This window comes from Humibacillus sp. DSM 29435, assembly GCF_001758225.1.
Classification (GTDB): Bacteria; Actinomycetota; Actinomycetes; order Actinomycetales; family Dermatophilaceae; genus DSM-29435.
The window spans coordinates 1-13,165 of the sequence record NZ_MAST01000053.1; the positions used below are offsets into that span (position 1 = coordinate 1).

11 protein-coding genes are annotated in these 13,165 nt (G+C 68.7%); 5 read left to right on the forward strand and 6 right to left on the reverse strand.

From position 1 onward, the window contains the following. The first annotated feature begins 171 nt into the window (after window positions 1–171). Window positions 172–2,895 carry a GNAT family N-acetyltransferase gene (locus BA895_RS21095; RefSeq protein ID WP_083283667.1) on the forward strand — a complete coding sequence of 908 codons (2,724 nt, stop codon included), beginning with the start codon at window positions 172–174 and terminating at the stop codon, window positions 2,893–2,895. A 25-nt stretch (window positions 2,896–2,920) separates the two neighbouring features. Here BA895_RS21095 and BA895_RS21100 read toward each other — a convergent pair whose 3' ends face one another. Genes BA895_RS21100 through BA895_RS21110 form a run of 3 tightly spaced genes read right to left on the reverse strand, consistent with a single transcriptional unit; the run spans window position 2,921 to window position 6,288 of the window. Continuing rightward, window positions 2,921–3,874 carry a carbohydrate ABC transporter permease gene (locus tag BA895_RS21100; protein ID WP_070193867.1) on the reverse strand — a complete coding sequence of 318 codons (954 nt, stop codon included), beginning with the start codon at window positions 3,872–3,874 and terminating at the stop codon, window positions 2,921–2,923. After that, window positions 3,871–4,902: a carbohydrate ABC transporter permease gene (locus BA895_RS21105; protein ID WP_083283629.1), complete on the reverse strand. Its 1,032-nt coding sequence runs from the start codon at window positions 4,900–4,902 to the stop codon at window positions 3,871–3,873. Before BA895_RS21105 ends, BA895_RS21100 begins: the two co-directional genes overlap by 4 nt. 21 nt (window positions 4,903–4,923) lie before the next feature. Next, window positions 4,924–6,288, reverse strand: coding sequence for an ABC transporter substrate-binding protein (locus tag BA895_RS21110; RefSeq protein ID WP_070193868.1), 1,365 nt, complete (start codon window positions 6,286–6,288; stop codon window positions 4,924–4,926). Window positions 6,289–6,576: 288 nt separating this feature from the next. On the opposite strand from BA895_RS21110, the gene BA895_RS21115 reads away from it, so the two are divergent. Genes BA895_RS21115 through BA895_RS21125 form a run of 3 tightly spaced genes read left to right on the forward strand, consistent with a single transcriptional unit; the run spans window position 6,577 to window position 9,033 of the window. Then, on the forward strand, window positions 6,577–7,185 hold the full coding sequence (locus BA895_RS21115) for a DUF5998 family protein (RefSeq protein WP_070193869.1): 609 nt from the start codon (window positions 6,577–6,579) through the stop codon (window positions 7,183–7,185). Continuing rightward, entirely contained in the window at window positions 7,182–8,330 is a 1,149-nt protein-coding gene (locus BA895_RS21120; protein WP_070193870.1) for an alkaline phosphatase family protein, read from the forward strand. The genes BA895_RS21115 and BA895_RS21120 overlap by 4 nt, the downstream gene beginning before the upstream one ends. A gap of 10 nt (window positions 8,331–8,340) precedes the next feature. Next, the gene (locus tag BA895_RS21125; RefSeq protein ID WP_070193871.1) at window positions 8,341–9,033 is read left to right on the forward strand and encodes a thymidine kinase; all 693 of its coding nucleotides are present in this window, start codon (window positions 8,341–8,343) and stop codon (window positions 9,031–9,033) included. Between the two features lie 120 nt (window positions 9,034–9,153). On the opposite strand, the gene BA895_RS21130 is transcribed toward BA895_RS21125, so the two are convergent. The 3 genes from BA895_RS21130 to BA895_RS21140 all read right to left on the reverse strand — a co-directional run bounded on the left by BA895_RS21130 (window position 9,154) and on the right by BA895_RS21140 (window position 12,597). Then, entirely contained in the window at window positions 9,154–10,344 is a 1,191-nt protein-coding gene (locus BA895_RS21130; RefSeq protein WP_070193872.1) for a DUF4236 domain-containing protein, read from the reverse strand. 79 nt (window positions 10,345–10,423) lie between these two features. Continuing rightward, window positions 10,424–11,929, reverse strand: a complete 1,506-nt coding sequence (locus BA895_RS21135; RefSeq protein WP_139142817.1) for an HNH endonuclease family protein — start codon at window positions 11,927–11,929, stop codon at window positions 10,424–10,426. A 299-nt stretch (window positions 11,930–12,228) separates the two neighbouring features. Then, window positions 12,229–12,597: a VOC family protein gene (locus tag BA895_RS21140; protein WP_070193874.1), complete on the reverse strand. Its 369-nt coding sequence runs from the start codon at window positions 12,595–12,597 to the stop codon at window positions 12,229–12,231. A gap of 63 nt (window positions 12,598–12,660) precedes the next feature. Between BA895_RS21140 and BA895_RS21145 the strand changes: the two genes are divergently transcribed. Next, a complete protein-coding gene (locus BA895_RS21145; RefSeq protein ID WP_070193875.1) occupies window positions 12,661–13,113 on the forward strand; it encodes a MarR family winged helix-turn-helix transcriptional regulator in 453 nt (150 codons plus the stop codon). Window positions 13,114–13,165: the final 52 nt, after the last annotated feature.

Here is a 13,165-nt window from a genome sequence, read left to right on the forward strand (position 1 = left end):
GGTGGTGGTGGGGCCGGCTGTCCCGCAGGAGTCGGACCGTGGCGGGGTTCGGGTGCTGGTGGGGCCGGCTGTCCCGCAGGAGTCGGACCGTGGCGGGGTTCCGAGGTCCGACCGGACGGTGGCGGCGTGAGCCGCGATCCGGGGTGGGCACGGGCGTGGCACGATGACGTCATGTCCGATCGTGACAAAGGCCCCGACGCCATCGACGCTGCTGACGACACCGTGCCGCTGCCGGTCGCGTCGGCCCGGGCAGCCGGAGGCCCGGTCGGGTGGGAGGCCGACGTCGTGCTCAAGGACGGCACGGTCGCGCACCTGCGGCCGATCGGCCCCGACGATGCCGACGGCATCCGCGCGTTCCACAGCAAGCAGTCGCCGGAGTCGATCTACCTGCGGTTCTTCGCACCGGTCCGTGAGATCAGCGAACGTGACCTGTATCGGTTCACGCACGTCGACCACCACGACCGGGTGGCACTGGTGGCCACTCTCGACAACGACATCATCGGCATCGGCCGCTTCGACCGCATCGATGCCTCATCGGCCGAGGTCGCCTTCAACATCTCCGACCACTTCCAGGGCAAGGGCATCGGCTCGGTGCTGCTCGAACACCTGGCCGCGATCGCCCAGGAGGTCGGCATCACCCGGTTCACGGCCGAGGTGCTGCCGCAGAACCGCAAGATGCTGATGGTGTTCAAGGAGGCGGGCTACGAGGTCGCCTCCCACCTTCAGGACGGCGTCGTCGAGGTGGGCTTCGACGTGCTGCCCACCGACAAGAGCAAGGCCGTGCAGCTCTCCCGCGAGCACCGCGCCGAGTCGCGCAGCATGACGACCATCCTCTTCCCCGAACGGGTCGCGATCATCGGCGTCAGCCGTCGCGCCGACTCGATCGGGGCACTGGTGATGCGCAACATCGTCGCGGCCGGCTTCATGGGTGAGCTCTACCCGATCCACCCCGAGGCCGACTCGATCCAGGGGGTCCCGGCTTTCCGCAGCATCGGCGAAGCACCGGGCCCGGTCGACCTCGCCGTCGTCGTCGTGCCGCCCGACGAGGCCCTCGGCGTCGTGAAGGAGTGCGGCCGAGCCGGCGTGCGGGCCCTGCTCGTGCTGTCGTCCGGCTTCGCCGAGGCGGGTGACGAGGGGGTGAAGCTGCAGAACAAGCTGCGTCGCCGAGCCCGCCGGGCGGGCATGCGCGTGGTCGGGCCCAACAGCTTCGGCCTGATCAACAACGACCCGACGGTGCGGCTCAACGCGAGTCTGGCGCAGGTTATCCCGGAGGCCGGCCGCCTCGGCCTCTTCGCGCAGAGCGGAGCGCTCGGCATCGCCGTGCTGGCATCGGCGGCTCGGCGCGGGCTCGGCATCTCGGTGTTCGCCTCGGCGGGCAACCGGGTCGACGTCTCGGGCAACGACCTCATGCAGTACTGGATCGACGACCAGCAGACCGACACGGTCGGCCTGTACCTCGAGTCGATGGGCAACCCTCGCAAGTTCTCGCGTATCGCTCGGCAGCTCGCGATGGTCAAGCCGGTCGTCGTCGTCTCGTCGGGGGTGTCGAGCTTCGCGGCCCCGGCCGGGCATCGCACTCGCACGACGAACGTGCCGCCGGGAGCCTTCCGGGCGCTGCTCCGTCAGGCGGGCGTGATTCGCGTCGAGAACATCCACCAGCTCTTCGACGTCGCCCAGCTGACCCTGCACCAACCCCTGCCGCGCGGCGACCGGGTGGCCATCGTCGGCAACTCCGACGCCTTGGGCGCGATCAGTGCCAGCGCCTGCGTCAGCTGGGGGCTGAAGGTCACGCACGGGCCCGTCTCCCTGCTCCCGCAAGCCAGTGCCGAGGAGTTCTCGACGGCCCTCGAGTCTGCGTTCGCTGATCCGCAGGTCGACAGTGTCGTCGCGAGTTTCATCCCGGCCATCAGCGCGAGCGACGAAGACGTGTCAGCTGCTGTGGTCGCCGTGGTAGCGCGGCATGAGAAGCCTTGCGTCGCAACGTTTCTCGGCGTTCGCGGCATCGACAAGTGGCTTGACTACAAACAGTCCGACGGGGTGGCCCGGTCGGTGCCGGCGTACGCCTTGCCCGAAGACGGCATCCGGGCCCTCAACGCGGTGACGAAGTACGCGCAGTGGCGAGCCCGCGACCGAGGGGCAGCGGTCGCTCCGGTGGGGGTCGACCGTGCTCGGGCCGAAGCGCTGATCGACGGCTTTCTTCAGCACAGCCCCGAGGGGCGCGTCCTCACCCGCGACGAGACGGAGCAGCTGCTCGCGGCCTACGGCCTGCGACTGTGGCCTGCCATCGAGGTGTCGGATGCCGCCTCCGCCGTGGCGGCGGCCGACACGCTGACCTACCCGGTCATTCTCAAGTCGACCTCGCCGGTCGTGCGTCACCAGCCGGGCATCGTCGGGGTGCGCAGTGACCTCATCGATGCCGAGTCGGTGCTCGACGCTCACACGTCTCTGAGCGAACGCCTCGGCCCGCTGGGTGCCGACCGCTTCGTGGTGCAGCGGATGGCCGTGCCCGGGGTCTCGTGCGTGCTGCGAGCGACGGAGGACCCGCTGTTCGGCCCGGTGGTCAGCTTCTCGGTGGCGGGCCCGCCCACCGACCTGCTCGGCGACATCGCGCACCGCATCCCGCCGCTCACCGACGTCGATGTCTGCGACCTCATCGACGGGGTCAAGGCCGCACCGCTGCTCTCCGGCCACCGCGGGGCTGCTCCCGTGCACCGGGCTGCCCTCTGCGACTTGGTGGCCCGCCTTTCGGTGCTCGCCGATGACCATCCCGAGCTGTCGTCGGTCGAGCTCAACCCGGTCAACGCCTGGACCGGCGGCGTCGATGTGCTCGGGGCCGAGATCACCGTGCGGCCACCCCAGCTGCGCCAGGACGCGGGCCGTCGGGCGATGACCTGACGGTTGCACCTGACGTTGCTCGGGGTCACCCCTTGACGCTGCCCGCCAGCAGGCCACTGGCGAAGTAGCGCTGCAGGGCGAGAAAGACGATGAGCGGAATGACGATGGTGATGAACCCAGCGGGGGCCAGCAGCTCGAGATGGGCGCCGTAGCTTCCGGTGAGGCTCTGCATCCGGGCAGTGACCGGCTGTTGTGACGGGTCGGTGCTGCCGAACGTCTTGGCGACCAGCAGGTCGTTCCACACCCAAAGGAACTGGAAGATCCCGAACGACGCGATGGCCGGCATCGACAAGGGCAGCACGATCGACCGGAAGATGCGCAGAGCGTTGGCTCCGTCGACGCGCGCCGCCTCGATGAGCGACACCGGAATCTGGGCGATGAAGTTGTGCAACAGAAAGATGGCGAGGGGCAGCGAGAACATCGTGTGCGTCAGCCAGATCTGGGCGAGGGTGCCATTGACGCCGGGGGAGGGCAGCACCGTGACCCCGCCGATCTGCAGACCCTTGACGTAGTACTGCTGCAGCGGCACCAGGGCCATCTGTAGCGGGATGATCTGCAGGGCGAAGATGAGGAAGAAGATGGCGTCGCTGCCCCGGAACCGCAGCCAGGCCAGCGAGTAGGCCGCCATGGAGGCGATGAAGATCGGGATGATGGTCGCGGGAATGGTGATGGCCAGGGAGTTGACCAGCGGTAGAGCGAGGCCGCCGCTGCCGGTCAGCACCTGCTTGTAGCCGGCGAGGCTGAAGCTGGGGTGGACGAAGAACTCCCACCAGCCCGTGGTGGCGGCGTCCTCCTTCGACCGGAACGAGTTGATGAACAGCCCCAGGGTCGGGACGGTCCAGAGCACGGAGATGACGACGACGACGGCCGAGGCGACGGGCGAGCTGAAGGCCCGTCGAACAGCCGAGGTCGCCTCGCGTCCACGCAGCTTGCCGTCGGATGCGACCGGGTCGAGAACGGGCGGGGTGGCGCTGGTCATCGTTCGCTCCTCTCCCGGCGCAGCTGGCGGATGTTGTAGAACATGAGCGGCAGCACGACGATGAAGATGATGACCGCAAGGGCGCTGCCGCGGCTGACCTGGCTGGTGACGAACATGTCGGCGTACATCTGACGGGCCAGCACGTCGGTGTCGTAGTTGCCGTTGGTGATCGTGAACACGATGTCGAAGACCTTGAGGGTGGTGATCATCACCGTGGTCAGCACCACGACGACGGTGTTGCGGATCATGGGAATCTCGATGCTGCGAAAGAGCCGCCACCCGTCGGCCCCCTCGAGTCGAGCCGACTCGATGATCTCGTCGGGAATCGCCTTGAGGGCGGCCCCGAGGACCACCATGGCGAACCCGGCCTGGATCCAGATCATGATCACCATGAGCAGGAAGGTGTTGACCGGAGAGCTGATCAGCCAGTTGGGGGGGTTGCTCCAACCCAGCTTCATCACGATGGCACTGAGCAGGCCGGTCTGGGGCTGCGTCGGCGTCACGTAGTTGTAGACGTAGCTCCAGATCACCGAGGCCCCTACGAACGAGATCGCCGTGGGCAGGAAGATCAGGGTCTTGGGCACGGCAGTGTGCTTCATGCGGTTGAGCAGCAAGGCCGCCGACAGACCGACGGCCACGGTCAGGGTCGGCACGATGACCAGCCACAGCAGCGTTCGGAAGAGGCTGCCCAAGGTGTAGGGGTCGGTGAACGCGAAGGCGTAGTTCTTCAGACCGACGTACTTGGTGAGCAGCTGCCCGAGAAACTGCTGGTTCTTCAGGCTGTTGTTGAACGTGACGACGGCCGGGATGATCAGCCCCAGCAGCAGCAGGAAGAGCGCGGGGCCGAGGCAGATGACGACGGCGACCGGTTTCTGCAACCGGCCGGTGACCCGGCCGGCCACGAGGAACACGACGCCGAGAAGGGCCACGAAGCCGACGACCACGACCACCACACCGAGCAGGGTGGATGCTGCCTGGCTCACGGGGCTGCTGTCGGTGAGCAGGGCGGGAGCGGATGACGTGAACATGGTGGCCGGTGGCAGCCGGGTTCAGTTCGGCCAGGAGGAGTCGATCTCCTGGGCGACAGCCGTGGCCGACTTGCCGCTGCCGAACCAGTCGACCATGCCCTTCCAGAAGGTGCCCGAACCCACCGCCGCCGGCATGGAGTCAGAGGCGTCGAACCGGAACGTGGCGCTCGGGTCGGCCAGGTACTTCGCCGAGATCTTGTCGATCGGGTCCTTGTAGAGGCTCTGGTCGACCTTCTCGTTCGCCGACACCCAGCCTGGGGCGACCTCGATGCGGCTCTGCGCCCATTCCGGGCTGGAGAGGTAGTTCTGCACCGCCTGAGTGGCCGGGTCGTCGGCGAAAGCGGTGACGAACTCACCACCACCCTCCACCGGTGTCTTGATGCTGGGGTTCACGGCGGGTAGGTAGAACGCGAAGACGTCGCCGTCGGGCCCGACCTTGGTGCCCTTGGGCCACTGGGCCTCGTAGAAGGAGGCCTGCTGCAACATGCCGCACTGGTTCTTCAGGATCGGCAGACCGGCGTTCTGGAAGGTGGTCGTGGCGATCGTCTGCACGTTGCCGACGCCACCGTTGACCCAGGCCGGGTTGAGCATCCAGCCCTGCACCGTCTTCATCGCCGCCTGGATCTGCGGGTCGGCGAACTTCACCTTGTGGCTGATCCAGTCGTCGTAGACCTGCCCCCCGTAGGTGCCGAGCACGGTCTCCTCGAGCCAGTCCGTCGCCGGCCAGCCAGTGGCCGTTCCGGAGCCGATGCCGCCGCACCACGGTTTGGCGGTACCACTCATGTCCTTGGCCATCTTTGCCGACAGGCTCATCAGATCGGCGTAGGTGGTGGGCACCTTGTAGCCCTTCGACGCGAAGTACTTGGGGGAGTACCACACCAGCGACTTCATGTTGGCGCTCATCGGGGCGGCGTAGAACGTGCCGTCGGCACTGCCGTAGGTCTTCCAGACCTTGCTCCAGTTGTCCTCGTTCTTCACGGTCTGCGCGGGAGGCTTCTTCACCGTGCCCGTCTGCACCATCTGCTGGAGCAGCCCGGGCTGCGGGATGATCGCGAGGTTCGGCGCGTTGCCGCCGTTCACCTTGACCGGGAGGTCGGACTCGAACGTGTTGGAGCCGGTGTACTGGATCTTGATACCGGTGCACTTCTGAAAATCGGCCCACGAGGTGTTGAGCGAGTCCGACTCCGGGCTGAGGATCGAGCCGAACATCGTCACAGTCGACCCGCTGTGCCCGGCGTAGGGCTGGAACTGCGCGCAGTCACCGGTAAGCGTCGGCGTCGTACCGCCGCCGCCCGCCTGCGGCGTGGGGCTGCTGCTCGAGCAGGCAGCAGTGGCGGTCACGGCGAGCACTCCGGCCGCCGCCGCGAGGATCGTGAGCTTCTTCATCGGTTCTCCTGGTTGGTAACGAACGTCGGCCGTGCCCAGCGGCGGGCCTGGCGTGACTGTTCGGGCACGTCGGACCCAGCTGCGGGAGACCGCTTGTCGTCTGGGCCGACCTGGCCGCCCGCCTCCCGTTAGCAGCGGCACTGGACCCATTGGGCTGAGTGCATCACCGGCCTTGAAACCGGTCAATCGAGTGGGCGACCTTGCCACACAAGTGAAACAGTGGCGTCATATTGGGGACCGTCAGACACGGTGGGGTCGGTCGTCCGAGCCGGTGCAAGGATGGGGCCTATGAGACGCGTCAGCCACGGCACCGGGCAGGCCCTTCCCGATGACCTCACCCGGGCCATCACCCACGCCGGGTACTACCCGGCCCTGGTCTGCGATGTCGTGGAGTCGGCCGTCGCAGACGACCTGGTGGTGTCGCACCTGGTGCACCAGGAGACGACGTTCGACCACGACTCGGTGCGGCGGCACGTGACGGTGCTCGTGGTCACCCCACACCGGCTCGTCATCGCCCACGCCGACGACCACGCCGAGCCCGGCGAACAGCTGATGGCCACCGCGACCACCGAGACGGTACCGCTGCGCGCCGTCCGCGGCGTCATGGTGACTCACGTGGTGGCCGAACCGGAGTCGTTCTCACCCGGCACCCACAGCCGCGACATCACCTTGACCATCGGCTGGGGCGCGGTCAGCCGGCTCGACATGGTGCCCGCCCAGTGTGGTGACCCCGACTGCACCGCCGACCACGGCTTCGAGGGAACCATCGCGAGCGACGACATCTCGCTGCGCGTGAGCGCCGCCGCCGACGGTGCGTCCGCCGTCGAGAACGCCCTCCGCTTCGCGAGGGTGCTCTCGGGAAGCATCGGGGGCGGTTCCGCAGGTTCCGCGTCGTGAGCTCACCGGCATCCGGCCGACTCGACTGGTCGGCGGGCACGCTCGCGTCTGTGCTGCCCTCGGTGTCCGACCGTCTCGGCGTGCCGCGGTTCGATGGCCACGACATCTTCGACCTGCCCCCGGCGCGACGCACGGTGGTCGTGCTTGTCGACGGCCTGGGCTATGACCTGCTGCGGCAGCGGAGCGGGCACGCCCCGTTCCTGCGGCAGCGACTGGCGAGCGCCAGCCGGGTCCCCTGCGGCTTTCCCACGACCACCGCCACCTCGATGGCCACCTTCGGCACCGGCCTGCCGCCGGGGTCGCACGGCCTCGTCGGGATGCAGGTGCTCGACCCCGACACCGACCGTCTGCTCAACGAGCTGTCGTGGGAGCAGGGTCCTGACCCGCTCCAGTGGCAACCGAACGAGACGGTGTTCGAGGCCGCCGAGTCGGCCGGTGTGTCGGTCACGATGATCGGCCCGCACTACTTCGAGGGCTCGGGTCTGACCTCGGCGGCCCTGCGCGGTGGGCGTTTTCGCGCCGCCGCAGCACTCGACGACCGCGTCGATGCCGCCCTCGCCGCTGTTCGCGCCACACCGCGCGCTCTCGTGTACCTCTACTGGGGTGAGGTCGACAAGGTCGGTCACGTGCACGGCTGTCAGTCGTGGCAGTGGGGCGATGAGGTGGAGTCGGTCGACCGCGCCCTCGCCCGGTTGGCCGACCGGGTTCCGGGCGACACCTCGATCGTGATCACGGCCGACCACGGCATGGTCGACATCCCCTTCCGCAACCGTATCGACCTCGCCCACGAGCCGGCGTTGATGAGCGGCATCCGCCACCTCGGGGGAGAGCCGCGCTGCCTGCAGCTCTACACCGAGAACGGCAGCACCGCCGACGTGGCGTCGACGTGGCGGGCCGCCCTGGGCGACCGCGCCCGGGTGCTCACCCGTGAGGAGATCATCGACACGGGCTGGTTCGGCCCGGTCGACGCTCGGGTCGCGCCGCGCATCGGCGATGTCGTGGCCGTCATGCGCGGGTCGTTCGCGATGGTGCACTCCGGCAGGATGCGGCCCCAGCTGGTGGCCCTGTTCGGTCTGCACGGCGCCCTCAGCGACGCCGAGCTGGCCGTTCCCGTCATCGTGGTGCCGCCTGGCACCAGAACCTAGGTGGGTGCCCGTGGCTGAGCTGGTCTTCTTCTCCGGAACCATGGACTGCGGCAAGTCCACCCTCGCCCTGCAGATGAACCACAACCACGCCGTGCGGGGGCGGGTGGGCCTGATCTTCACCAAGCTCGACCGGGCCGGAGCCAACGTGCTCTCCTCGCGGTTGGGGCTGTCGACGGGCGCACTCGAGGTGGCAGACGACCTCGACTTCTGGGAGTCCATCGTCAGCCGGGCCACGGCCGGCGGCCGCATCGACTATCTCGTGTGCGACGAGGCGCAGTTCTACACCGGCGCGCAGGTCGAGCAGCTGGCCCGGGTGGTCGACGAGATGGACGTCGACGTCTTCGCTTTCGGCATCACTGCCGACTTCCGCACCGAGCTGTTTCCGGGCAGCAAGCGGCTGATCGAGCTGGCCGACCGCGTGCAGGTGCTGCAGGTGGAGGCGCTGTGCTGGTGCGGGCGCAGGGCCACGACGAACGCCCGCGTCGTCGAGGGGTCGATGGTGATCGAGGGTGAGCAGGTCGTCGTCGGCGACACCGCCTCTGGTCTCGAGGGCCAGGTGGAGTACGAGGTGCTCTGCCGCCGGCACTACATGCGGCGGATGACCTCACACGCCGCCCGGGTCGCTGCCCTCTCACCGGAGGTGCTGCCCTTCGATCTCGAGGTCTGCCCGGTGCCGCCGCTGCCGATCACCCAAGCCGACTGACGGCAGGTCGGATCCGGTCGTCCGGCCGGTATACGTCTCTCTTGCAGTCGGGCTCGCGGCTGTGGTCGCCCTCAGCGCGGCAAGGAACGATGTGGGGCACGTGCTCGACGGGATGCGGCTTCAGCCGTCCGTTGACTCGTCGGGTTCTGTCTCCGGCTCCGAGTCGTACGTCCGCGACCAGGCGTTGAGGATGTCTCGTGCTGGCGAGTCGACGTCTACCGGCAACGTGACGACCTCACGAGTGCTGCCCTTGCGGGCCATCTCCGCGTTCTCGGCAGCCATGACCACATCGAGCGGGTCGAGGCTGCGCCAGTCCCGGTGAGCCAGGAGCTCGCGGCGCAACGTTCCGGCATACACCGGCTCGACGCCGACTGCGCCGTGCGGGCGGACCACGAGAACCCGCGCCTCGGTAGCGGCGACGGCGACGGCGAGGGCTTCCTTCGCGGTGGCCAGCACGGTCGAGGCCACCGCAGTGGCGTACAGGGTGTTGCGGTTGGTCTTGGTGCGCTTTCGGAGGGTGGGCTTGCCACCGGGGGTGGTGTCGGGCCGGTGCTCGGGCACTAGGTCGATGCCGCCGTAGCTGACGACGGCAGTGACGTACCGGGCCCCGGTGTCGTGGTCGGTTCCGGCGTCGACGCAGGTGGAGTCGCTGGCGTTGTCGGCGAACGCCTCGTCAACGGCTGCGATCACCGTGTGCGGGTCGTGCGTCAGGAGGGCCTGCCACTGCTGGTCGAGATGCCACTGCTCCAGCTGCGTGGCGACGACCGCGCCCGTGTAGCGGCGCTCGGCTTCGCTTGGGGCCAGCTGCACTGCCCAGGCCTTGGCCTGCCTACGCAGAGCGCGCTTCCACACCGGCACGCCTGCGGTGGCGCCCTGGTAGAGCTCGCGCCGCACCGATTCCACCGTGTCGGTGGCGGGCCTGGGCGGCACCGGCAGCACCTGCCGGGACGGTTCGGGAAACTTCGCGAGGTGCAGGGTGGTCAGCGACCGCTCCGCGGTAGCAACGTCAGCGACCTGCTGCGCCCGTTCCGCAGCCCGGGCCTGCGCTCGTAGCTGTGCGACGGTGGGCTGTCGGGGCCCCGGCGAACGTGCCGCACGGCCTGACGAGCCGGCCGAGCGGGCGGTGCCACGGCGCTGCCCGCCGCCGATCGCGGTTGAGACGGTGACGGGGCCGGCCCCGGACGAGATGCGGGTTCGGCCGGCGCCGACGTGCACCCGGGCTGCGCGAGGCCCGATGCTCGCGCGCATGCCGCGAGAGGAGGCGCGCACCCGCACCCCGGGGGCGATCTTGAAACCGACCGAGAGCCCCATCGACCTGCCCTGCCTTTCGCCCGCCGCAGTCACCGGCGGGTGTTCGAGTGTGGTTGCCGTCTCTGAACGTTCGTAAGACTCAGGCCGCTCGCCAACGGGCGCGGGCGTCACCGAGCTTCGTCGAGCAGCGCATCAACGTGCCCTTCTTGGTACGTCCGAGATCGCCCTCTGGCGAGCAGAACGCGCCGGGGCTCACCACGCGGATCGGCGCTGGAGCCTGGGGCGTTGAGGTGCGAGTGGGGGTGGAGGTCGGTCGAGGTGTGGGCTTCGTACTCGGTTTCGGGGCCGTCGCAGGCGTGGGGGCGGCGTAGAGGGGGAGGCCGCCGAGCGGGGGCACCGCGACCGTCGGCACTCTGGTGGTGGCGCAGCTGGTGAGCACGGCGACCATGGCGTTGCGTTCTGCACCGGTCACGGCCAGCTGGTACTTGGCCTTCACGGCGACCTGCCGCGACACATACACGCACCGGTACGCCTTCGCAGGGGGCAGCCACGTGGCGGCGTCTCCCGCGCCCTTGGCAGCGTTGACGCTCGCAGACACGGCCACCAGGTTCAGAGTGTCGTTCGCGAACGACGTCCGCTTGGCCTGGGTCCAGCCTGCGGCGCCCTTGACCCAGGCGTCGGCCAGCGCGACGACGTGGTCGATCTGCACCGGCGACACGGTCGAGGTGGTTCGGGTGAAGGGCACCGTGGTGGCGGTGTACGGGTCGGTGAGGGTGCCGGTCATCACGGTGCAGCCGTTGGTGCCCGCCTTCAGGGTGACGGTTTTCAGGTCGCGCCGAAGGGTGTCGTTGCGCTGGTCGCAGCCGTTGCGATCGGTGTCGGTCCAGGCCGGGCCGAACTCGCCACGCGTGTACCCGGTCATCGCACCGCGGCCCTGCACCTTCAGCGTCCCGACCAGCGCCAACGCGGTACCCGGCTGGGCCTCGCTGATCGCGGACCCGGCGGGGTCTGTCTCGGGGGTGGCCTGCGTGGCTGTGCTCGTGGTGCTGGTGCTGGTGGTGGTGGTGGGGCTCGCGGCCGACGAGCTCACGGGTGGCGCTACGACGCTGCCGGCCGACGGAAGGGGTGAGGTTCCACCGGTCGTGGGCAGCACGGTTGTTCCGACGACCACCGCGACCACCGACCCGGCGAGTGCCACAGCCCCGGCGCCCCGGGTCGACAGGTGCGCCCACGCCACGCGGCCCCGGATGACGGCGACGATGGCGACGACGAACGCGAACAGGCCCGCGAACAGCAGTACCCCGCCGATACCGGAGGTCAGGCCCGCCAAAGCGGTCATGGCCAGACCGCCCCAGCAGACGCCTGCGAGCAGGCGCGAACGGTCCCGCGGGGGAGCAGTCGCCGCCGGAGCCTGTACCAACGCTGGGGTCACTGAGGAGGGGGCAGCGCCGGCGGAGGGGCTGGCGTCGAGCGACGGCGGTCGCAGCGGCGCCGCCGACCCGTAGGTGCCCGGGCTGTCGACGGAAGGCGTGACGGGTGGAGCCCAGGCGGATGCCGGCAGGCCGCCTGGCGCGTCAGTCCAGAACTGCCAGTCGGGCGGGGCGGGGGGCCAGGAGAGGTCGGGCAGCCATCCCTGTGTGGGCACCCACCCGGCCGGTGGAGAGGGCCAACCAGGAGGCTCGTTGAACACCACAGGCATCGTGAATCAGCAATCCTTCGAAGGGTCTCGAGGGCGGCCCCGCCCGTACCGCCACGCTACCTTTGCTGGTCCGGAAAGGCGCGCACTTCGGACAAAATGACAGATGGATCACGGTCGGGTCAGCCACCTTTCGACCGCTGCCGCGACGCAGCAAAGGGTGTCGCTCCCTCGGCGACGGACGAACGAACGATTTTCGGCTTGCTGGCGTCGGGCTCAGACGCGGTCTCTCAGTGTCGTGTGACCGGTCAGGGGCGGTCGTGGAGCGTTATCTGGTAGCCATCGGGGTCTGCGAAGGTGAATGTCCGACCGAACGGGCCATCGATCGGTGCGGAGACGATGGTGTGACCGTCGGCGGCGAGGGCATCGTGGATGTCCTGGACGTCTGTGGCGTGGAGCCAGATCGCGGCACCGATGCCCGGTTGAGCAGCGGAGGCGAGATCGGTGCCAGGAACAATCTCACGCAGAGCGAAGGCGATCGGCGACGTCTCGAAGACAACGGCGTGAGGAGGGCCCACCCGAGAGCGCACGAGGCCCAGGAACCGCTCGTAGAACGCCTGCGAAGCGTCGAGGTTGCGGGCTTGGAGGGAGATGAAGTCGGGGCCGGTGGCGGGCATGAGGGTGCTCCTTTGAAGTGTGTCAGATTGCTGACACGCACCAATGTATGTCAGAATGCTGACATGAGTCAAGACGGTGTCGACCTGGAGACGTCAGTGGGCTACCTACTCAAAGAGGCGTCGAGCGCCCTTCGCACAGCCATGGACGAAGTTTTGCGGCCACTGGGAATGAACGTGACGAGATACTCCTGCCTGGAGCTGCTCGCTCAACGACCCGGCTTGTCGAACTCCGAGCTGGCGCGGGGCGCGTTTGTGACGCGGCAGTCGATGAATGTGCTGCTCCAGACCCTGGAACGAGAGGGCTTCGTCACCCGGCCTGCGGAGGCACCCGTCGGGAAGGTTCTGCCCACGCGACTCACTCCTCTCGGCCGACGGAGCATACAGAAAGCGACCGTAGCGGTCCGATCCGTCGAGGTCAGAATGGTGGCCGGCCTGACGCAGACCGAGCAGTCCGGCGCGTTGCGGATGCTGCAGAGCATGGTCCATTCCCTGCGCGACGGCGCCGACGGTGGATAGTTCGCCTCCGGCGCGCATTACGCACCGCGGTGGTTCCCGCAGTCGGCGACGC